At 70.9% G+C, this 21,010-nt stretch carries 20 protein-coding genes; 8 read left to right on the forward strand and 12 right to left on the reverse strand.

Annotated elements, in window-relative coordinates:
• Nucleotide 1: 1 nt before the first annotated feature.
• Nucleotides 2-1,159, reverse strand: coding sequence for a hypothetical protein (locus ACTJI8_RS13460; protein ID WP_440733938.1), 1,158 nt, complete (start codon nucleotides 1,157-1,159; stop codon nucleotides 2-4).
• The gene (locus ACTJI8_RS13465; RefSeq protein ID WP_440733939.1) at nucleotides 1,156-2,751 is read right to left on the reverse strand and encodes a PAS domain-containing sensor histidine kinase; all 1,596 of its coding nucleotides are present in this window, start codon (nucleotides 2,749-2,751) and stop codon (nucleotides 1,156-1,158) included. Before ACTJI8_RS13465 ends, ACTJI8_RS13460 begins: the two co-directional genes overlap by 4 nt.
• A 237-nt stretch (nucleotides 2,752-2,988) precedes the next feature.
• On the opposite strand from ACTJI8_RS13465, the gene ACTJI8_RS13470 reads away from it, so the two are divergent.
• Nucleotides 2,989-4,206 (forward strand): chitinase, encoded by a 1,218-nt coding sequence (locus ACTJI8_RS13470; RefSeq protein ID WP_440733940.1) that lies wholly within the window; start codon nucleotides 2,989-2,991, stop codon nucleotides 4,204-4,206.
• Between the two features lie 293 nt (nucleotides 4,207-4,499).
• On the opposite strand, the gene ACTJI8_RS13475 is transcribed toward ACTJI8_RS13470, so the two are convergent.
• The 4 genes from ACTJI8_RS13475 to ACTJI8_RS13490 form a co-directional block, all read right to left on the reverse strand.
• On the reverse strand, nucleotides 4,500-5,387 hold the full coding sequence (locus ACTJI8_RS13475) for a response regulator transcription factor (protein WP_440733941.1): 888 nt from the start codon (nucleotides 5,385-5,387) through the stop codon (nucleotides 4,500-4,502).
• 122 nt (nucleotides 5,388-5,509) lie between these two features.
• Entirely contained in the window at nucleotides 5,510-5,998 is a 489-nt protein-coding gene (gene tsaE / locus ACTJI8_RS13480; RefSeq protein ID WP_440733942.1) for a tRNA (adenosine(37)-N6)-threonylcarbamoyltransferase complex ATPase subunit type 1 TsaE, read from the reverse strand.
• A complete protein-coding gene (gene alr / locus ACTJI8_RS13485; protein WP_440733943.1) occupies nucleotides 5,995-7,104 on the reverse strand; it encodes an alanine racemase in 1,110 nt (369 codons plus the stop codon). Before alr ends, tsaE begins: the two co-directional genes overlap by 4 nt.
• The gene (locus tag ACTJI8_RS13490; protein ID WP_440733944.1) at nucleotides 7,101-7,475 is read right to left on the reverse strand and encodes a holo-ACP synthase; all 375 of its coding nucleotides are present in this window, start codon (nucleotides 7,473-7,475) and stop codon (nucleotides 7,101-7,103) included. The genes alr and ACTJI8_RS13490 overlap by 4 nt, the downstream gene beginning before the upstream one ends.
• A gap of 344 nt (nucleotides 7,476-7,819) precedes the next feature.
• Here ACTJI8_RS13490 and ACTJI8_RS13495 point away from each other — a divergent pair, with 344 nt between their 5' ends.
• On the forward strand, nucleotides 7,820-8,647 hold the full coding sequence (locus ACTJI8_RS13495; RefSeq protein WP_440733945.1) for an endonuclease domain-containing protein: 828 nt from the start codon (nucleotides 7,820-7,822) through the stop codon (nucleotides 8,645-8,647).
• Nucleotides 8,648-8,842: 195 nt separating this feature from the next.
• Here the strand turns inward: ACTJI8_RS13495 and glmS are convergent, their stop codons facing one another.
• Nucleotides 8,843-10,693, reverse strand: a complete 1,851-nt coding sequence (gene glmS / locus ACTJI8_RS13500; RefSeq protein WP_440733946.1) for a glutamine--fructose-6-phosphate transaminase (isomerizing) — start codon at nucleotides 10,691-10,693, stop codon at nucleotides 8,843-8,845.
• Between the two features lie 171 nt (nucleotides 10,694-10,864).
• Here glmS and ACTJI8_RS13505 point away from each other — a divergent pair, with 171 nt between their 5' ends.
• On the forward strand, nucleotides 10,865-11,011 hold the full coding sequence (locus tag ACTJI8_RS13505; protein WP_440733947.1) for a hypothetical protein: 147 nt from the start codon (nucleotides 10,865-10,867) through the stop codon (nucleotides 11,009-11,011).
• A 25-nt stretch (nucleotides 11,012-11,036) separates the two neighbouring features.
• Here ACTJI8_RS13505 and ACTJI8_RS13510 read toward each other — a convergent pair whose 3' ends face one another.
• The 5 genes from ACTJI8_RS13510 to coaA all read right to left on the reverse strand — a co-directional run bounded on the left by ACTJI8_RS13510 (nucleotide 11,037) and on the right by coaA (nucleotide 16,131).
• On the reverse strand, nucleotides 11,037-11,909 hold the full coding sequence (locus ACTJI8_RS13510) for a helix-turn-helix domain-containing protein (RefSeq protein ID WP_440733948.1): 873 nt from the start codon (nucleotides 11,907-11,909) through the stop codon (nucleotides 11,037-11,039).
• Nucleotides 11,910-12,148: 239 nt separating this feature from the next.
• The gene (locus ACTJI8_RS13515) at nucleotides 12,149-12,721 is read right to left on the reverse strand and encodes a hypothetical protein (RefSeq protein WP_440733949.1); all 573 of its coding nucleotides are present in this window, start codon (nucleotides 12,719-12,721) and stop codon (nucleotides 12,149-12,151) included.
• Nucleotides 12,722-12,936: 215 nt separating this feature from the next.
• Complete coding sequence (locus ACTJI8_RS13520; RefSeq protein WP_440733950.1) at nucleotides 12,937-13,782, reverse strand: helix-turn-helix domain-containing protein; 846 nt, start codon at nucleotides 13,780-13,782, stop codon at nucleotides 12,937-12,939.
• 175 nt (nucleotides 13,783-13,957) lie between these two features.
• Nucleotides 13,958-14,989, reverse strand: coding sequence for a MauE/DoxX family redox-associated membrane protein (locus tag ACTJI8_RS13525; RefSeq protein ID WP_440733951.1), 1,032 nt, complete (start codon nucleotides 14,987-14,989; stop codon nucleotides 13,958-13,960).
• Between the two features lie 176 nt (nucleotides 14,990-15,165).
• Nucleotides 15,166-16,131 carry a type I pantothenate kinase gene (gene coaA / locus ACTJI8_RS13530; RefSeq protein WP_440733952.1) on the reverse strand — a complete coding sequence of 322 codons (966 nt, stop codon included), beginning with the start codon at nucleotides 16,129-16,131 and terminating at the stop codon, nucleotides 15,166-15,168.
• A 234-nt stretch (nucleotides 16,132-16,365) separates the two neighbouring features.
• Here coaA and ACTJI8_RS13535 point away from each other — a divergent pair, with 234 nt between their 5' ends.
• From ACTJI8_RS13535 to ACTJI8_RS13555, 5 genes are all read left to right on the forward strand, one after another.
• Entirely contained in the window at nucleotides 16,366-17,031 is a 666-nt protein-coding gene (locus ACTJI8_RS13535; protein ID WP_440733953.1) for a hypothetical protein, read from the forward strand.
• Between the two features lie 16 nt (nucleotides 17,032-17,047).
• On the forward strand, nucleotides 17,048-18,064 hold the full coding sequence (locus ACTJI8_RS13540) for a MauE/DoxX family redox-associated membrane protein (RefSeq protein ID WP_440733954.1): 1,017 nt from the start codon (nucleotides 17,048-17,050) through the stop codon (nucleotides 18,062-18,064).
• 131 nt (nucleotides 18,065-18,195) lie between these two features.
• Nucleotides 18,196-19,137: a Ppx/GppA phosphatase family protein gene (locus tag ACTJI8_RS13545; RefSeq protein ID WP_440733955.1), complete on the forward strand. Its 942-nt coding sequence runs from the start codon at nucleotides 18,196-18,198 to the stop codon at nucleotides 19,135-19,137.
• A gap of 43 nt (nucleotides 19,138-19,180) precedes the next feature.
• Nucleotides 19,181-20,056 carry an arsenate reductase/protein-tyrosine-phosphatase family protein gene (locus tag ACTJI8_RS13550; protein WP_440733956.1) on the forward strand — a complete coding sequence of 292 codons (876 nt, stop codon included), beginning with the start codon at nucleotides 19,181-19,183 and terminating at the stop codon, nucleotides 20,054-20,056.
• Between the two features lie 92 nt (nucleotides 20,057-20,148).
• Nucleotides 20,149-20,985, forward strand: a complete 837-nt coding sequence (locus ACTJI8_RS13555; protein WP_440733957.1) for a helix-turn-helix domain-containing protein — start codon at nucleotides 20,149-20,151, stop codon at nucleotides 20,983-20,985.
• Nucleotides 20,986-21,010 lie beyond the last annotated feature (25 nt).

The following is a 21,010-nucleotide window of genomic DNA, read 5'->3' on the forward strand; positions in this document are numbered from 1 at the left end:
GTCAGTGCGTGGAGACCCCGGCTCGCTCCCAGCGGTCGCCACCGCGGTCCTGCGCGAGGGCTGCGGCATCGGCCGCGACGGCCGCCAGTGCGTCGAGGTCGTACTCCGCGGCGGGCGCGCCGGCCCAGCCCACGCTCGCCGACACGCGCACGGACGCGCGGGGCCCGGAATCCTCGATCGTGGAGACCCGCTGCAGCAGCGCCCGCAGCTCGCGCCGCACCGCGTCCTCACCACCGGGCAGCAGAGCCAGCACGCGCACGTCCGAGACCCGCTCGACGTCCGCCGCGGCGGGAAGCGCGTCGAGCACGTGCGCGTGGAATGCCTCCACGATGCTGGCGAACACGGCCGGGCCCGAGGCCTCCGCCAGGTCTGCGGGATCGTCCAGGCGGATGTCCAGCAGCGACCACGCCGGCTCCTGCGCCTGCTGAGCACGGGCGAGGCGCGCCCGCAGCGCTGCGCTGGTGGCGGCGCTGTCCGCACTGTTGCGTCCGCCACCGCGCAGCAGCGCCTCGCCGCGGGCGAGGAGCACGATCGTGATCGCCGCGCACTGGCTGGTCAGCAGGATTCCGACGCCGTTGATGTCGCGCAGCATGCGCAGCTCGTCGCCGGGAGAGGATCCGACGCCCGCGAGCCCGGCGATGACGCCGAGCACGGCCACCACGACGAACGCCGAGGACACCAGTGCCAGCGGCAGCACCACGTCACGAGCACTGATCCGCAGCCGGAACAGCTCCCACGCCGCGAGACCTGCGAACACCGCCGCCGCCGTGAACACGACACGGAACATCGTCGGGTACACGGCGGTGGTGCTGGTCGCCGTCAGCAGCGCCGGCGCGACCACGACGAACGCCACTGCCGCCGGCCAGAGCGGTCGCTTTCCCGCATAGGCGCGTATGCCGAGCCACAGCAGCGGTTCGAAGCACACGATCAGGCCCGAAGACAGCGCGCGCAGCGGCGCGCTGTCGAACTGGTTCGCGGCCACCCACACGTAGGTCGCGAGCATGGCGACGCCGAATCCGACCGACCACGTGATGGTGGCCCTGCTCGGGCGCGGCATGAGAGCCAGCCCGAACACCAGCGCGGCGGACAGCGTCACCAGCGCCACCAGCGTGACGGAGGTGTTCACGGTGATACCGATGGGTGCGGTGAGGGTGATCATGCGTCGTTCCTCTCGGGACGCCGAGGCAGGAGCACTCGCATGCGCGTGCCCTCGCCGAGCCTGCTGCTGACGTCGATGGTGCCGTGATGCGCGGTCACGATGTCGCGTACCGCCACGAGGCCCAGGCCTGTGCCAGGCACCCCGCTGAGCTCCGCCCGCTCGCCGCGGAAGTACGGCTGGAAGAGCTGCTCCACATCGGCGGGGACCATGCCGGATCCGGTGTCCGCGACGACGAGTTCCGCGCGTGCGTCGTCGGCGACGCCCAGCGAGAGCAGGATCGAGCCGCCGGGCGCGGTGTACTTGACCGCGTTGCTGAGCAGGTTGTCGACCACCTGCCGCAGCCGGAACGCGTCGCCGTAGATGAGCAGGGTGGGCTCCCCCGTCACCTCGACTCGCAGCCGGTTCGCCGTGGCGGTCGGCAGGAACGACGACACCGAGGCCTGCACCAGGGGGTGCAGATCGACCGGTTCCGACAGCACCCGGTGGCGAGGACGGGAGGCGTCCAACGCCGTCGTGACCAGATCCTGCATGCGCTCGGCAGCCCCCGCGACCACGCCCAGCTGGTCCGCCGCGCGCGCCGGCAGATCCTCGCGCTCGAGCAGCAGATCGACGTGGCCCACGATCGCCGTGAGCGGGTTGCGCAGCTCGTGCGTGAGGATCGCCGACAGCAGCCGGCGCTCCTCGGCCGCCGCGAGCCGGGCCGTGACGTCGTCGATCTTGACCAGCACGACGGCGCCCTGATCGGCGTCGCTGGCGATCGGCTGCGTATCGACCTCGAGCGCGCGCCATTCACCGTCCGCGCCGTACAGCCACACCCGCTCACCGGCGAGGTGCTCACCACGTGCGGCCCGGGCCATCACCGTCCGATCCACGGGGATCGGCTCCCCCTCGCGGTCGTCGTACTCCACCGCGAGCGCAGGCAGTGCGAGGCCGTCGGCGTCCAGGCCGTAAAGGCGCCGGTAGGCGTCGTTCACCTTCAGGATCGTGCCGTCCTCGCCGACCGCGGCGAGCGCCGTGTCCAGCGCGTCGATGATCTGGGTCACCCGGCGCTCGTGCGTCTCGGCCCGCCGCGCCACCCGGTCGATCTGCTCGGACCGGCGCCGCAACAGGCGCCGGGAGGCGCGCGAGCGCTGCACCCCGATCCGGATCGTGGTGCCGAGGAACCCGAGCGCGAACGCCGTGATGAGCACCCGCAGCACCACATCCGAGATCAGACCGGTCTGGTTCGCGACGGTGAACAGGAAGGCAGTGATCAGGGCGATGCCGCCGAACACGGCGATCATCGAGTAGTACGTGGCGATCCACGTGATGGGGATCACCCAGAGGAACCCGAGCCGGATGTCCGGGGCCTGCGTCGTGAGGCCGATCGCGCAGATGTCGATCATCGGGACGAGGAGGATCCCCGCGGGCGGGATGCGGTCCCACGGCACCACCAGCACCGCCGCCGTGGTCAGCACGGACAGCGCGAGGCCTGCGGTGAACAGCGGGGTCGCGAACACCGTCGGCTTGAGTGCTGCCACGAGCACCGCGACCGCGACCGTGGTGCTGACGAAGATGAGCTGCCAACGCCAGATCGACGCCCTGCGGGACATGCCGATCCTCTCTCCGACGCGGCACGGAACCGCTGCGGGACGCGTCACGCGGCCCGGGCGGAGACCCTGACGCTCAACGCTTCCGCAAGGTTATCCAAAGAAGGACCCAAGGCTCTTCAACGGATATATCGCCACGCCTAGCATCGCATCATCGAAGGTCCTCCACCCGACCGGATCCGCTGCCGTCGCATCGGATCCGCCTACCGCCGTCGACGGGCAGAAAGCGAGCGTGCTGCGATGACCGGCCCCTCTGCACCTCCGTCCGGCGGACGCCTGTCCGTCTGGCGCGTGCTGGTGGGCGTGCTCGTCGCCCTCACCGTGGTGGCGGGCATCGTCGTGGTGCCGTGGTTCCTCCTGCGCGACGAGGCGGCGCCCCGAACAGCTGCCGGTCCGCGCTGGTTCGGCGGCTACTACGACGTCACCGCGACGGATCCGCTCCCGGGCGCGCTGCCCGGATCCGGATCGGATGCGGTCGTCCTGGCGTTCGTCACCGCGGCGCCGGGCGATGCCTGCCGTCCGACCTGGGGCGGGGTGTACTCGCTCGCCGAGGCGGGCGATGCGCTCGACCTGGACCATCGGATCGCGCAGAAGCAGCAGTCCGGAGCCCCGGTGACCGTGTCGTTCGGCGGCGCCAGGGGCACCGAGCTCGCCGGCGCCTGCGCGTCGATCGGCGACCTGATGAACGCCTACGCGGCGGTGCTGGAGCGCTACACGGTCACCACGATCGACCTCGACCTGGAGCGCCCCGCCCTCAGCGACGTGCTCGCCGGCGACCGCCGCGCGGAGGCCGTGGCCCGACTGCAGGAGCGGCAGCGGGCGAAGGGCTCGGAGCTGTCGGTGTGGCTCACGCTGCCGGCCGGCCAGGACGGTCTCGGCACCGACGGGCTGCGCTCGATCCGTCAGCTGCTGCAGGCGGGCGTGCAGCTCTCCGGGGTCAACGCGATGACGATGGACGACGGCGCACCGCTCGCAGGCCGGTCGATGGCGGCCGCCGCGATCACATCGCTCACGGCCGTGCACGACCAGCTCGGCCGGCTCTACGACGACCTGCACCTGGCGCTCCCCGCGGGCGGAGCATGGGCGATCATGGGCGCGACGCCGATGATCGGCCACAACGACGTGCGCGACGAGGTGTTCGCGCTCGATGACGCCGCGACCCTGAACGCCTTCGCCCAGAAGCAGCGCCTCGCCCGCGTCTCGATGTGGTCGCTCAACCGGGACCGCGCCTGCGATGCGGACCGCCAGGATCCTGCTGCCGCATCCTACTCCTGCAGCGGAGTCGCGCAGGGAGACGCGGCATTCGCGGCGGTGCTGGGCCGCGGCTTCACGGTCACCCCCACGCTCCTGGCGACCCCGGGGCCGACCGCATCCCGGTCGGGCAGCGCCGCAGCGCCCTTCACCGGCTCGCCGGCACCACCGCCGGCATCGACTCCCACTCCGACCAGGGACCCGTAATCCGGGACGGAGTGGGCGGCGCCCCGGGGACAGGGCGCCATCCCGCTCCCGGGACCCTGCCCGGGAGCGGGAACCCGACACCGATGGGGACTCGGTGGCGGGACGCGGAGCTCGGGGGCCGGTGGGGATCGGCGCCCGGGGCTCCACGGAAGGCGCGGGGTCGGAACCCGCGCCGTACGGAGGCGATCAACGGGATCGCCGACGGGGCGCCGACATCGGGATCGGCGCCTCCGTCATGCCGCCCACCGATCCTCGCTCGCCGGAGCTGCGGGTACCCCGTCGGGCAGGACCGGTCAGACCTCGGCGGATGCCTCGTCCGCGTGCGCGGTGAGCCGGTAGCCCACCCCGCGCACGGTCTCGATGTAGCGCGGATCCGCGGTGCTGTCGCCGATCTTGCGCCGGAGATTGGCCATGTGCGCCTCGATCGCCCGCTTGTCCGGCTCGCCCACGTACGACGCGGATCCGAACGCCTCCCCGCGCAGCACGAGTGCCAGATCCGCTTTGCTGCGCACCCGGCGCTTCGACTCGAGCAGGGTCGCGAGCAGATCGAACTCGGTGGGGGTCAGATCGACCTCGCGCTGCGCCACGACCACCGTGTGCGTCACCGGATCGAGGCTGATGTCGCGGTGCACGCGCCACTGGCCCGCCGTGCCGGGGAGCGCGATCGCGGGCGTGAGCGAGGGGTTGCGTGCCGGGGCCTGCTGGCCGTCGGCGGGGGTACTCGGCGCGGATCCCGGACGTGCTCCGTGGCCGGGATGCGGCGCCGCAGCCGTCCGGGCCTCACCCGTCGCGGCCGGGTGCGCGTTGCGCGGGCGACGCAGCAACGCCTCGATGCGGGCGCGGAGCTCACGGGGGCGGAACGGCTTGACGAGGTACTCGTCGGCACCGGAGGTGAGCCCGAGCACGACGTCGGACTCCTCGCCGAGGGCGGACAGCATGATGATGAACGTCGCGCTGACGGCGCGGATCCGCCGGGCCGCCTCGAAGCCGTCGATGCCGGGGAGATTGATGTCGAGCGTCGTGATGATCGGCTCGTGCTCGGCGACCGCGGCGACGCCCTCCAGCCCGGTGCCGGCGAGCACCGTGTGGAATCCGGCGGAACGGAACACCTCGTCGAGCAGGGAGCGGACGTCCGGATCATCCTCGATGATGACGGCGGTCTTCGTGTCGTCTTCAGTCATGCTCTTCCCTGCACTCGGTCGTCAGCATCATATCGATATGCTCGCGACGCGCGTCCCGGCGGTCGGTTCCCTGTCCGGACTCCGTCGGCGGTCCCGGAGCGCTCCGGTCACCGATCCCCGTCTCAGCGGGCTGTCTCGCGGGTGATGGTCACGACGCGGGGTGCGTCGGCGTCGAGCTCTTCCGCGGAGAGGTCATCGACGCCCGCGCCGACCGGGCGCTCCAGCTCGATGTCCCACCAGGCGTCGGAGAGCTCCTCGGCCATGCCGCGCCCCCACTCCACCACGACGACGGATCCGGGCACGTCGACGTCGAGATCGTCCAGCTCGGCGGCGGATCCCAGCCGGTACGCGTCCATGTGCACGAGCGGCGCGCGGCCGACCAGGGACGGGTGCGTACGGGCGATCACGAACGTCGGGCTCTGCACCGGACCGCGCACGCCGAGCCCCTCCGCCAGCCCGCGCGTGAACGTGGTCTTGCCCGCCCCGAGCGGACCGGTGAGGATCAGCACGTCGCCCGCGACCAGGTCGGATCCGATCCGGCGGCCGAGCTCCTCCATGGCCTCGGCAGTGCGGATCTCGTGGCGTCCCGCGAGCTCGTCCAGGGCGGTCATGACACGCTCCGGCGCGGCACGCGCGGGCCGATCCTCGTCACGATCTCGTAGTCGATCGTGTCCGCCGCGTTCCCCCAGTCCCGAGCGGAGGGCACCCCGAGCGTGGGGTCGCCGAACAGCACCACCTCGTCGCCCACGGCGACCGGATCGTCGCCGACGTCGACCAGGAACTGGTCCATCGCGATGCGGCCGGCGACCGTGTAGCGGCGGCCGCCGATCTGCACCGGACCGCGTCCGGAAGCCTGCCGGGGCACGCCGTCCGCATAGCCCAGCGGGACCAGCGCCAGCGTGGTCTCCGACTCGGTGCGGTGCGTGTAGCCGTACGAGACGCCCGTGCCCGCGGGCACCCGCCGCACTGCGGCGACCGCCCCGCGCAGAGTCATCGCGGGGCGCAGTCCGAGATCGCTCGGGCTGCGGTCGTCGAACGGGCTGACGCCGTACAGGCCGATCCCGATGCGCACCGCGTCGAGCCGGGTCTCAGGCAGGTCGATGGCCGCAGCCGTCGCGGCGAGGTGGCGCACTTCGGGGTGGATCCCGTTCGCCGCGGCCTCGGCGCACGCCTCCTCGAAGGCGGCGAGGGCGGCTCGGTCGTCCTCGGGCGAGGTGTTGGACACATGGCTGAACAGTCCGACGATGCGCACGCGGCCGATCCGCTCGAGACGCGCGGCTTCGGCGAGCAGGCGAGAGCGGTCGGCGGGCGCGATGCCGTTGCGGCTCAGGCCCGTCTCGAACTTGAGGTGCACCCGGACCGGATCCGCCCCCCGGCCGGCTTCGGCGGCGGCGAGCAGCTGCTCGAGGCTCGAGATGCCCAGGTCGAGGCCGCTCGCGGCGGCGTCATCGAAGCGGCGGCCGGGGGCGTGCAGCCATGCCAGGATCCTGGCGTTGATGCCCTGGCGGCGCAGCTCGAGCCCCTCCTCGACCGTGGCGACGCCGAGGCTGCCGGCGCCGCCTGCGAGCGCGGCGACCGCGGCGTCAGCCGCACCGTGGCCGTAGGCGTTCGCCTTGACGACACCGATGACCTCGACGCCCGTCAGCCGGCGCAGGTGGCGGGTGTTGTCGCTGATCGCGTCGAGGTCGATCGTGGCCTCGCGGAACGGGGCGGTCATGCCTGGTCCTCCCCCGTCGCACGAGCCTCCGCCACCACGTACGCCGCGGCGAGGCCCGCATCGTGCGTGAGGGAGAGGTGCAGCGTGGTGATGCCGCGCTCCGCGACAGCGGCCTGGGTGCTGCCGCTCAGCACGAAGTAGGGTCGGCCCGAGGGCTCCGACGCGATCTCGATCTCGGTCCAGTGCACGCCGTCGGATCCGCCCAGTGCCTTGATCAGCGCCTCCTTCGCCGCGTACCGCGCGGCGAGCGACGGCAACCGCAGCGCCTGCTCCGACGGGGCGAACAGCCGCTGCATCAGACGGGGCGTGCGGGCGACGGTCCGCTCGAACCGCGGGATGTCCACGAGGTCGATGCCGGTGCCGATGATCACCGATTCAGCCTACCCGGCAGGATCCGCGGGGCCGGATCCGTCAGCGGTCCACCTCCGCGCGCGTGGACCGGCCCGGTCCGGGACCGCGGCATGCGCCGTGTGGCGGAGGCGAACTCAGGTTCTCCCTCGCGGCGAGATGGCTGAACGACGCACGGTTGGCTGACCAGATCCGCCCGAGACCTCCGCCTGACGTGATCGCCTCAGCCGAACGTCCTGAGATCGTCTCAGCCGAACGTCCGCGCAGCCCGAGACAATGGATCCTCACATGCGTGGTCTTGGTCGGTTTCCGCACCGATTGCGGGATTCGTCCTCTACCATCGCCGCGGGGACCTCAGGATCGGAGGATGTCGGATCCGGCCGTGCTCCTGAAAACCCGCCTCGTCGCCCGCGGCATCGAGCTGTCAGCGTTCGGCTGCACCCGTAAGAACCTCGCCGCAGCAGCCGCCCGCGGGGCGATCGGCAAGGTGCGCGACGGGGTCTACGCTTCGATCGACGCGCCGGACGCCGTCGTGACCGCGGCGATGCACGGCGGGGCCCTCACCTGCGCGCTCGGGCTGCGGGTGCACGGAATCTGGACGCTGAGCGAGGACGTGCAGCCGCACGTCTGGCTCGGCATCGGCGGCAGGTCCCACGACCATCCCGACTGTGCCTGCATGGCGCACTACCGGCCCGGCCGCATGCGTCTGGGCGTCGCGCCCGTGGAACACGCGCTCGTGCATGCGTTTCACTGCCACGGCGACGAGCTCTTCTTCGCCGCATACGAGTCGGCATGGAACAAGCGGCTCATCGGGGCCGCAGCGCGGGCCCGCATCCGCGCCGTCCTCCCGGCGACCGCGCAGTGGTTGGTAGACCTCGCTCGCCCGGACGCGCAGAGCGGTCTCGAGTCGATCCTACGGCTGAGGCTCCACCTGATCGGGCTCCGCCTGGAATGCCAGGTGCCGATCCCCGAGGTGGGGCGGGTCGACTTCGTGGTCGGCGGACGGATCATCCTCGAAGCCGACGGCGAAGACAACCACGGAGGCCGTGCGCGGCGGCACCGCGACCTGTGGCGTGACGCCGTCGCATCCCGCCTCGGCTACGAGACGCTTCGCTTCGACTACGCGATGATCATCCACCACTGGGACGTCGTCGTCGACGCCATCCTGGCCGCACTCAGTCGTTCCCGGGCCTGACCAGTTCCGGAACGCCCCGTTCTCCGGGTCTGCCCCTTCCCCGGTGCCGCGTTCCCTGGTCTGGCCCGTCCCCGGCCATCCGGCTGAGCCCCGCACGCCTGGCTGAGGATCCGGCCCAGGAACTCCCGCCCATCGGGAACCCGTCAGCCGACTGGGCGAGGTCCAGCCCCGCGCCGGATCCTTCCCTGACTCGGCTCACTCCACAGTGACGGACTTGGCCAGGTTTCGGGGCTGGTCCACATCCAGGCCCTTCGCGGTCGCGAGGGCCATGGCGAAGATCTGCAGCGGCACGACCGCCAGGACCGGCTCGAACAGCGCCTCCGCGAGCGGGATCCGGATGACCTCGTCGGCGAACGGCAGCACGGCCGCGTCGCCCTCCTCGGCGATCACGATCACGCGTGCGCCGCGGGCGCGGATCTCCTGGATGTTGGAGACGACCTTGGCGTGCAGCAGAGCGGAGTGCCGCGGCGACGGCACCAGCACGAACACCGGCTGGCCGGGCTCGATCAGGGCGATCGGGCCGTGCTTGAGCTCGCCGGCGGCGAAGCCCTCGGCGTGGATGTAGGAGATCTCCTTGAGCTTGAGCGCACCCTCGAGCGCGATCGGGTAGCCCACGTGGCGACCGAGGAACAGCACGGAGCGGGTGTCGGCCATCCAGCCGGCGAGCTGCGTGACGTGCGCCTGCTCCTCGGTCAGCACCTCGGAGATCTTGGCCGGCAGCGCCTCGAGCTCGGCCACGGCTGCCGCGCCGTCGGCCGCGGAGAGCGTCTCGCGCACCCGGCCCGCGTGCAGGCCGAGCAGCAGCAGCGCCGTGATCTGCGCGACGAAGGCCTTGGTCGATGCGACCGCGACCTCGGGACCGGCGTGCGTGTAGACGACCGCGTCGGACTCGCGCGGGATGGTCGCGCCCTGCGTGTTGCAGATCGAGAGGGTGCGCGCACCGCGCTCGCGGGCGTACTTGACCGCCATGAGCGTGTCCATGGTCTCGCCGGACTGACTGATCGACACGACCAGCGTGTTCGCGCCGATCACGGGGTCCCGGTAGCGGAACTCGTGAGCGAGCTCGACATCGACGGGCACCCGGGCCCACTGCTCCAGCGCATACTTGCCGACCATGGCCGCGTACGACGCGGTGCCGCAGGCCGTGATGATGATGCGGTCGATGCCGCGGAACAGGTCATCGGATCCGTCCAGCTCCGGAATAACGACGGCGCCGTCCCGCACCCGGCCGCGGATCGTGTTGGCGACGGCGTCGGGCTCCTCCGCGACCTCCTTGGCCATGAAGCTCGGCCAGCCGCCCTTCTCGGCGGAGGTGGCGTCCCAGGAGACCTCGAACGGCTCCGGGGTCACCGCGTTGCCCGCGAAGTCCGTGACCGTGACCTCGGACGGCGTGATCGCGACGATCTCGTCCTGGCCGATCGCGAGCGCACGACGGGTGTGCTCGACGAAGGCGGCGACGTCGGATCCGAGGAAGTTCTCCCCGTCGCCGAGGCCGATCACGAGCGGCGAGTTGCGGCGCGCGGCGACGACGAGGCCCGGCTCGTCCTGGTGCACGGCGAGGAGCGTGAAGGCGCCCTCGAGGCGGTTCACGACGGCACGGAACGCCTCCTGGAGATCACCCGTGCGGCGGTACTCGCGGCCGACGAGAGCGGCGGCGACCTCGGTGTCGGTCTCGCTGCGGAACGTCACGCCCTCGGTCTCGAGCTCGGCGCGCAGGGCAGCGAAGTTCTCGATGATGCCGTTGTGGATCAGTGCCAGCTTGTCGTCGTCGGCGAGGTGCGGGTGCGCGTTCGCATCGGTCGGTCCGCCGTGCGTGGCCCACCGGGTGTGCCCGATGCCGGTGCTGCCATCGGCGAGCGCGGCGTCCGCGAGGGAGTCGCGCAGCATCTGCAGCTTGCCGGCCTTCTTGCGCATGCCGAGTGATCCGGCCTCATCGATGACGGCGATGCCGGCCGAGTCGTACCCGCGGTATTCGAGGCGGGCGAGGCCCGCGAGCAGGATGTCCTGGCTGGGGCGCGGCCCCACGTATCCGACGATTCCACACATGCGTTCCAGGGTAGAGGGCTCGTTTTGCGCGGATGCTGAACGAACCCGTCGGCGCGCGGCACTCAGCCGGGCCCTAGGCAGAGGTCAGCCGGGACGCAGCCTCGGGTGTTCGGCTGGACCGATGGCTATCGCAGACGCATCCTCGCTCCTCGACCGGATGGGGCCGATCGCATGAGCCGACGCCGTCGAGGTGACATCGCCCGGGACTACCGCACGCCGTGGATCCTTCGAGAGTTCTACGGTGCGCCGGTCTGGGCGATGATCGCGGTCGGCATCGTCATCGCCGGCGTCGGGGCCATCGCCCTCCTGCACCACTAACTCCGAGGCGACGGCCGGCGCCCGATCAGGCCCGGATCGCGCGGCGCACGAGACGCGGCGAGGGCAGCCCCGCGAGCGCGAACGCCCGGCGAAGCCCGGCGGCGTCCGCGAAGCCGGAGTGCTCCGCGATCTCCGCGATTCCGAGCGGTGCGTAGTCGGCATCGCTCATGAGCTCTCGGGCGAGCTCGACGCGGATCCGGCGCAGCTCCTCGGCGGGAGCGCTGCCCTCGGCCGCGAACAGCCGCTGCAGCTGCCGCACCGACATGTGCATGTCGCGGGCCAGCGCCGCGACATCGAAGTCGCGCTCACCGCGCCGCACCAGCATGAGCGATCGCGCCCGGTCGATCCCTGAGCCCTTGCGTCCCTCGACGGCGACGCGCGGGGCGGCCTCGACCAGCACGCTGAACACCATCTCGACGATCAGGCGCTCGACCAGATAGTCGGTGCAGACAGTCGGATCCGACGGCTGCGTGAGAAGCGAGGTGAGGAACGCCTGCAGGCCGCGCCCCAGCACACTGCTCGCGACGATCGCACTCGGCGCACCCACCCCCGATTGGATCTCGTCGACGGCGTACCAGGGCACCCACGCGCACATCGCGGTGCCGGATCCGGCCGCAGCGAGCTTCATATCGCGGTGCGGATGCAGGAAGCACAGCGCGCCCGGCGGCACTTCCTTCACCTCGCCATCGCTGTCGAGGATGGTGACCGGCACCGCCGCGATCAGCATCACCGCGACCTCGTCACCGTCCGCCGGCTGCGCGGACCAGGTCCACGACGTCGCGGGTTCCAGGGCGTGCTGGGTCGCCAGCACGCTGCGATACCGGCGGGCGACCAGTGGATGCTCGTTCCGTTCCCCCAGCAGGCGCATGGCGGTGCGAGCGTCGATGACGATCACCATTGACGACCTCCCCAAAGGCCTCACGGGTGCAACTCCCCAGCTGCATCAGCCCGCTTGGGGGTCAGCATACGCGAAGAAACGCGTCATGGTGAGCATCGGTTTCGCGACATCAGCCGCGGTTCCGTCGCCGGACCGCCGCCACGCCGCGCGTCCCGATATCCGCGGGCGAGCAGGCCCGCGACAGGTCTCGTCGCGCGTGAGCGAGCGGCCACGCCGCGCCCCTCGCAACGAGGGGCGGACTACAGCGCCGGTCCGGAGTGCGAGTGCGCGGGCGTACCCTTCACGTCACCGGAGCACGGAGGCAGGGATCCGAGCGGTGCGGTCACCGAACCGCTGCGCGCCTTGCCTGCGTCGTCGTAGGTGAAGGACAGGGTGGCGGTGCCGTTGGCCGAGTCGTCGAAGAGCCCCGCATCGACGTACAGGCCGATCTTGGTCTTCGCCGGCACCGTGTAGGTGGACACCAGACGGTTGTTCGCCGAGAACTTCGCAGCCCGCGACTGCCCGTTCACGAGCATGGACGTCAGCGCGAGCGTGATCGGCGCGGAGGTCGTGTTCTCGAAGAAGAACGTGCCGTGGTAGTACTTCGGGTTGCCCGGGTGCTTGCAGAAGGATCCGGTCTGGTACGACGGGACGATCGGCGTGGTGCCCCCTGTTCCCGGCGTGCCGCCGGCGGTGCCGCCGTTGGTCGACGCGCTCGCGAACGGTGTCGCCACGGCGACCGCGATCACGGGCAGGCTCCACGCCGCTCCTCGGATCACCGTTCGCCGGGTGAGCGTGTGCTCGTGTGCGCCGGTCATGGTCTTTGCTGACATTGCATGCCTCCCCAGACATCGCTCTGCTGTCGTCCGTGCGCGGCGTGTTCCCCAGCCGCATGCACAAGACCTCGACTCTGCCGATATTCCGGATTCGACGACCGAGCCGGGGTCGCAAACGTCACGAACCAGGGCGCGAATGCGACGTTCGCGACCGTGAGGGCATCGACGACGTCGGATCCCGGCCCGACATGTCGTACCGAGCCTCGGCCTCGTCAGAGCAGAGCGTCAGCGCGCAGATGACGCGGGGTGGGCAGGCCCTCCCGCAGGAATGCGCGGCGCATCCCGGCGACGTCGCGGAAGCCCGACCGCGCGGCGACGGCATCCAGACTCTCGACGCGGTCGTCCATCAGCCTGCGGGCATCCTGGACGCGCTGGGCGCGCAGTTCCGCCAGCGGGGTGGTGCCCTCGCGCGCGAACATCCGCTGCAGCTGGCGTCGCGACAGGTGCAGCGCCACCGCGAGCGCGTCCACGTCGAAAGCCGGATCCGTGCGGCGCAACCGGATGATGCCGCGTGCGCGGTCGACCCCGCGGGGAACACGGACCGACGGCATCGCATCCGAGAGGACAAGGTCGACCGCGCCGACGATGAGCGTCTCGGCCAGGCTTCCCGCGGTCGCGCTGGCAGGATCCGACAGCAAGCCGAGCAGGAAGGCCCGCAGGCTGCGGGCGACCGCCCCGTCCGACAGCACCGTTCCTGACCCGTCGAACCGGCTCGCAGCCTGCGCGACCGCGTCGTGGCGCACCCACACGGCGGTCACAGTGGTGACCTGCGCCGACGACACGGTCGTCATCTGGTGCGGGTGCAGCAGGCAGGCCGCACCTGCCGGAACCTCCACGACGCGACTCTCTTCGAAGCGCAGCCGCAGCGGAACCTCGGCGAAGCAGATCACGAGCAGCTCATCGCCGCGTGGTTCCTGCGCGTCCCAGAGCCACGGCCGCCCCGGCTCGAGCAGGTGGCGGCTGATCAGCGCGCCGGCGCAGCGGAGCAGCGCGAGCGGTCGCTCCTGTTCGGTCCCCAGTTGCCGCAGGGCAGCACGAGCGTCGATGACAATCCCCATGTAGACATCCCCATGTCCAGCCCCGCGAGCGCGACTCCCCATCGCTACGACTCGCCGGAGCCAAGGGCCACGTTACCCGCTTCTTCCGAATGCGGACGCCCAGCCACGGACGCGATGCAGATGGATCTCGCGGCGAGGAGCATGCGCCGCGTCGGTCCACACGGTCGCGCGGTGCTCAGCGCGCGGGCGGGCGCTCTCCGTGCAGGCTCTCGTAGATGTCGTCCACGAACTCGGCGATCGTCTTCGTGCCGGCTACGGGCCCGCCCGCGAGCATTCCGTCGGCACCGAGCAGGACGGCGCTCGGCGTGAACCAGTGGTCCGCGAGCGATGGGCCGACGTACCGGTTCGGGTCGTGCAAGGTCTGCGGCTCCTCGGTCGAGGCGAGGCTGCTGTTCTCCGGCGCGGTCTGCAGCAGGAAGCGCACCGACACCTCGGGCAGCAGCGCGCGGTAGGTGTCGATGCTCTCGATCACCGGCGTGCAGGATCCGCAGGTCTCCGACACGGCCAGCAGCAGCACGGGCTGGCGTTCGGAAAGGATGCGCAAGGTGGTCGTCTGGCCGTCGGCGAGTTGCACCGGCACGGCGGGGGTGCGGGAGCGCAGGTAGTCATCGAGGTCGTCATCGGTTCGGTCGATGGCCGGAACGCCCGCGGATCCGCCGTCGCCGACGTCTGCGGATCCGTTCTCCTGTACGAGTACGAAAGTCACGGCGACGGCGGCGAGGGCGAGCGTCCACGGCCACAGCGCGACGGCGAGTGTCGCGACCCCGCCCCACAGCGGAAGAGCACCGATCGTGACAGCGGCGAGCACAGCCAGCAGCACCAGCCAGGCGTTGCGCAGCAGTGTTCGACCGGTGATCGGGCGACGCTCACCGAAGCACGCGCAAGACGCGTCGGGCGTCTGCCGCCTCGCCCGCCAGACCATGGCGAGATAGGCCGCGAACAGCAGCACGGCGACGATCGCCGCGGCGATGCCGAGCACCCCGCCGAGCAGCAGCAGCGCCGCGGCGAGCACGAGCTCGGCGATCGGGTGCAGGCGGATCAGCCAGTCCTGGCGCAGTGCCGCGGGGATCCCCAGGGCCTCCCAGCCGGCGGCATCGTCGGGCGTGCGGAACTTGGCGATCGCGCTCACGACGAGCACTCCGACGAGGATGAGCGTCGACGCCAAGGCCGTCGCTGGCAGCAGAAAGCCGAAGAAAGCGGTCCCCATGCTGTCAGTATCCCAGTCGCGGGAAGTGTCGAGGGGCGTGCAGGTTCTCGGGGATCCAGTCCGCGGGGAGCGCTCCCCCTTCTCGCTGGTCGCGTATTGCTGCTATCCGCTCCTCATGACCGCAATTCGCGACCAGTGAGCGGTGTGAAAGCGCCTCGACAGCGTGGGGCCGCGCATCAGAGCTTTCGCAGCAGCACCGACTCCACGGCGTGCGAGGCGCCCTTGTTCAGTACGAGGGTGGCGCGGTGCTTGGTGGGCATCACGTTCTCGATGAGGTTGGGCAGGTTGATCTCGTTCCAGTACCCCATCGCCGTGGTGACGGCCTCCTCGTCGGTGAGGTGCGCGAACACGTTGAAGTACGACGACGGGTTCGTGAACGCCCCCTGCCTCAGGGCGAGGAACCGGTCGACGTACCACTGGGCGATGTGGTCGAGCTCGGCGTCGACGTAGATCGAGAAGTCGAACAGGTCGCTCACGGCGACGTCGTTCGGGGCGGGCGGCGGCTGCAGCACGTTCAGGCCCTCGACGATCACGACGTCGGGTCGGCGCACCACGACGTGCGCGTCGGGCACGATGTCGTAGCGGATGTGCGAATAGAACGGTGCCCGCACCTCGGCGGCGCCGCTCTTCACCTTCGTGAGGAACTCGATCAGAGCGCGCCGGTCGTACGACTCCGGGAAGCCTTTGCGGTCCATGATGCCGCGGCGCTCGAGCTCCGCGTTCGGGTACAGGAAACCGTCGGTGGTGACCAGTTCGACCCGAGGCGTGCCCGGCCAGCGGCTCATGAGCTCACGCAGCAGACGGGCGATCGTCGACTTGCCGACGGCAACGGATCCGGCCACGCCGACGACGAAGGGCGTGGTGTCGTCGTCCTCGCGGAGGAACTGGTTCGTGGCCTCGCCGAGGCGCTTGGTCGAGGTGGCGTACAGGCTCAGCAGACGGCTGAGCGGCAGGTAGACCTCCTTGACCTCGGTCGGGTCGAGCCGGTCGCCGATGCCGCGGATCTCGACGACCTCGGTCTCGCTGAGCGGCTGGTCGAGGTCGGCGGCGAGGCGCGCCCAGTCCGCACGGTCGATGCGGCGGTACGGCGACAGCGACGGCAACGTCTGCGGTGCGAGGGGATCGGAGCTCACGCGCTCCATCGTATCGGCGCGGCGCTCGTACCCTCCCGTCGGCGGCCTCCGGCCTGCGCGATCAGAAAGAGACCACGTTCGATCATGTAACGACCAGCCTGTCCCGGGGCTCACAGCAAACGGTCAGCCTGACCACATAGCCGGCGCAGCGACGTAGGTCCCCCGAACCGAAGCGCGCGCCATTCCGCCGGTTTCGCCGTCCACCAGGAGGGCGATGCCGACCGCAAAACCCGGAGGTAAGTCTTGGAAGATTCCACTCAGCGCGCCCATGGCGTCAGACGCCGCACGCTCGTCAAGGGCGCCGCCTGGTCGGTGCCCGTCGTCGCCGCCGCGATCGCCGTACCCGCCCAGGCCGCCTCTCTCCCGCAGGGCGTGGATGTGTCCGTGACCGGGGCCTGCTCGGGCAACTACGATCTCTCTGCGCTTACGACCCTCGTAGGTGCTGGTCTCGTCGGCGCCGCCCAAACTATTCTGTCCGGTCTCGGGCTGACGCCGAACCCGCAAAGATCGTTCAATATCGCTGCGCAGCAGGGCACCATCCCCGCTGGCACGCGATTCCAGCTCGACTACCCCGCGCTGATCAACTTGGACCTCGGCACGCTCAACACCATCCTGACTGCGGCCGCGCTCAGTGTCGTCAGCACGGGCAACACCTCCGCGGTCTTCACCACGAACGCGGCGATCCCACAGGGCAGCTCGATCACGTTCAACGTCGCCGGCGCGATCCCGCTCGCAGATCTCGGAGTCGCGTCGACCATCACGCTCACGCTGCTCGACACGGACCACCCGAACCCCGCGCCGGGTGGCCCGAATTCGGCGGCAGTCAGCAGCCTCGTTTCTACAGCAGTGACCCTTCCTACGATTCCGTTCGGCGCGAACAAGGTGCTCGCGGTCCAACTCTGCGGCTGACGCTAGATTCGGATTCATGACGCTGAGCCCTGTCGAGATCGCTGTGCTGTTCTCGACAGGGCTCAGCGCGTTCGTGTTCGCGCTCTCCGGCGCGACCAAGCTCAGGCGCACAGACACGACGCTCGCCGCCATGTCCGCGCTGCACGTGCCGGCGCTGCTGCAACGGCGCGTCGTGGCCTTGGCGCTCCCGTGGGCGGAGCTGCTGCTGGCGCTGCTGCTGATCGTGACCGCCGGGCCGCTGCGCAGCCTGTTCGCCGCGCTGGCCGCCGTCGCGCTGGTCGTGTTCACCGGGCTCCTGATCGGGGTGCTCCGCCGCGGCGAGCAGGCCTCCTGCGGATGCTTCGGCACGCTCTCCGCCGACGACACCATCACCTGGTGGGCGGTCGTCCGCAACGCATTCCTCGTCGTCTGCGCGGTCGCGATCGCGGTTCTCGGTGCCACGACGACGCCCCCCTTCTTTCCCGCGCTCACAGCATTTCCCGCGGCCGCCACATTGATGCTCGTCCTCCTCTGGCTCGTCACCGCAGTCATCGTCCTCGTCCGTATGATCGTGGTGCTCCGTCGCCGAGCGGCGGGCGCGAGCGCAAGCGCTGCGCCGGTGGGGGCACCGGACGCGGTGGCGGGCATGGGCGACCCCATCCCCGCCACCGAAGTCGTGTCGATCGACGGCCGCACGCGCCAGCTCCGCACGATCTCCCTGGTCGCGCCCACCGTGCTGCTCTTCCTCAGCGCCGAGTGCTCCTCCTGCCGTGAGGCCGCCGCCCGGATTCCGGGCTGGCAGGCAGCTCTCGATCCCGTCCAGATCCGCGTGATCACCTCGTCCGACCCCGCGACGCTGCACGAGCGCCTTCCGGAGACGACCGGCATCGCCTACTTCGGAAGCGCGGCGACGAAGCAGGCGCTGGCCGTCCCCGGTTCTCCGTCGGCGGTGCTGATCGGAGCCCACACGAGCCCGGTGGTCGGCTCTCCCGTGGTCCGCGGTGTCGACCAGATCGACGCCCTCGTCCGGAGCATCTCCGCAGCCCGCGCCTGACCGCAGGCTCGCTGGTCGCCAATCGCCCATTCAGCACCCAGCAAAGGGCAACACGCGACCAGGGAAGCTACCCCAAGGCGCCACGCGACCAGCGAGCCTTGCTATTCACACGCACCGGGTATCCTTCGTCCGTGCGTCTCGGAGTGCTCGACATCGGATCCAACACCGTCCATCTGCTCGCCGCCGACGTGCATCCCGGCGGCCGCCCGCTCGCGACCACGAGCGATCGCACGGTGCTGCGGCTCATGCGGTTCCTCACACCGTCCGGCGCGATCAGCGAGGAGGGCGTGCGGGCGCTCGAGTCCGCCGTCACCCAGGCGCGAGCAGTGGCCGAGCAGCAGCGGGTCGACGCGCTGCTCGCGACGGCGACGAGCGCCGTCCGCGAGGCGGCGAACGGCGCCGAAGTGATCGCCCGGGTCGAGGCCGCACTCGGGCAGCCGCTGCAGGTGCTCGACGGCGAGACCGAGGCGCGGCTGACCTTCCTCGCAGTGCGCCGCTGGTTCGGCTGGGCGGCGGGGCAGATCCTGCTGTTCGACATCGGCGGCGGATCCTTCGAGATGGCCGCCGGATCCGAGGAGCTCCCCGACATCGCCGCCTCGGTGCCGCTCGGCGCGGGGCGCTCGACGCTGATGTTCCTTCCCGACGACCCGCCCGGCGAGGACGCGGTCGAACGACTGCGCGAGCATGCGGCAGACGTGTTCGCGCCGGTCACCACCCGATTCGCGACGCTCCCCCGCCCGGATCACGTGGTCGGCTCATCCAAGGCGATCCGATCGCTCGCCCGCCTCGTCGGCTATCAGGCGCCCGGCTGGTCGGGATCCGAGCGGATGCTGCTGCCGCGTCAGGCGCTCGGATCCTGGATCCCGCGTCTCGCGCGCCTGCCCGCGTCCGCGCGGCAGGAGCTTCCGGGTATTACCCCGGACCGCACGTTCCAGATCGTGGCGGCCGCGGTCGTGCTGCATACCGCGATGACAGTGATGCGGGTCGACGAGCTCGAGGTCTCCCCGTGGGCGCTGCGCGAGGGCGTGCTGCTGCGCTACATCGAGGACCGCGCCCGCGACGGCGACGCCTGAGAAGCAGCATCCCCGGCGGAGCGTCATCCCCTACCCTGGTGTCATGGACGACGCGAGGGATCTGGGGACACCGCGCGGCGAATCGCCGATGCCGCTCTCCCGAAGAGAGCTGCGACAGCGCCGCGAGGCTGCCGCGATCGCCGGGGCGTCCGGCGCACAGTTCGATGAGGCGCCGGACGGCGCCGCGCAGGCCTCGGCGTGGCGCACCGCCGAATCCGCCGCAGCAGCCGCCTCGACCGAGCACACGACGCCGGAGGAGCCCGCGAACCCTCCGGGCGGCGTCTCGTTCGGATCGCTCGCCGGCATGTTCGCAGCGGCCGCGGAGGAGTCGTCGCCGCAGCCCACCGTGCTGACGGTCTGCACGGGGAACATCTGCCGCTCACCCCTCGCCGAGTCGCTGCTGCGCACCCGGCTCGCGGGGCTCGATCTGCGCGTGCACAGCGCCGGCACGCACGCCTTGGTCGGGCATGCGATGACCGAGCCTGCGCAGAGGCTGGCGCTCGATCGCGGGGTCGACGCCGCCGTCACCGCCGCGCATCACGCGCGGCTGCTCACCGAACCACTGCTCGACGACGCCGACCTGGTGCTCACGATGACCTCGGAGCAGCGCGACTACGCGGTGCAGATGCTGCCGCGGCGCCTGCACCGGGTCTTCCCCGTGCGCGAGTTCGCCCGACTCGCCGAGGGCGTCACCGACGCGCAGGTGCGGGCGATCGCCGACCGTGGGGGATCGGATCCGCGTCGGCGACTGGTCGCGGTCGTCGAGACGATCGCCGACCGCCGGGGCGGATCCGCGCCGAAGGACGAGGACGTGATCGACCCCTACCGGCGCTCGCTCGAGGTGTACGAGGAGTCGGCGGCACAACTGACCCCCGCCCTCGCCGAGGTGGAGCGCGTCATCAGGGCAGCCGTCGCCTAGGAGTTCGCGCCCGTCCCAGGCAGCCGCCATACTGGTCTGCAGGGGGCGGTACCATGTCGGCACTTTCACGTTCGAAAGGGCACTACTCGCTCGTGTCATCCCCTCCCCGCCTGCTCGAGTCCCATCTGGGTCTCACGTCGCACCACGCCGGATTGATCAGCACGCGCACCTTCCGCTCGATCTACGTCACCGTGCATCGACCGCAGCGCCTGCAGTGGACGTGGTCGGCTGTCGAACCCGCAGATCCGCACGCCGTCGTGCTGTTCCCGAGCGGCGAGGGACCCGACGGATCCCCGCTGCCGATCGGACGCTTCGTCCCTCCGCAGGCCGACGAGACCATCGAGTGGAGCAGATCGAACGAAGTCGTCGCGGTATGGGTTCCCGTCGAGACGCTGCGGGACTTCGTCCACGGCGGCCCGCTGCGACCGCTCGTGCTGCAGCCGACGCCGATGGTCCTGGCGTTCCGGGCGTTCACCCTGGCGATCGCACGCAACGCGGAGGACACCACGTCGATCTCGCGATACGCGATCGAGCGGCTGCTCGCCGAGATGGTGTTCGGCACCCTTCTGGAGCTCTACTCCGCGGATCTGCCCGAGCGCGGGCAGCCTCCGCTCGTGGACAGGGCGCGTTCGGCGATGCTGCTGCACCGGGAGGATCCGCAGTTCACGATTGCAGAGCTCGCGACCGAACTGCATGTGTCCCTGCGGCACCTGCAGCGGGCTTTCGCCAAGGTCGGGACCACCCCGGGCGACGCCCTGCGCCGGCTGCGCGTGGAGTTCGCGGAGTCGCTGTTGCGCAATCCCGACTACACCGTGCTCACGATCGAGGAGATCGCCGCGCACTCGGGCTTCTCGAGTGCCCTGCAGCTGCGTCGCGCACTGCGCGCCGAGGGCATGCCGTCGCCGACCATGATCCGCCCGCACCGCTGACGTCCGGTTCCAGGACCCGTTCCGG

The organism is Microbacterium sp. 22303, assembly GCF_052045265.1.
Classification (GTDB): domain Bacteria; phylum Actinomycetota; class Actinomycetes; order Actinomycetales; family Microbacteriaceae; genus Microbacterium.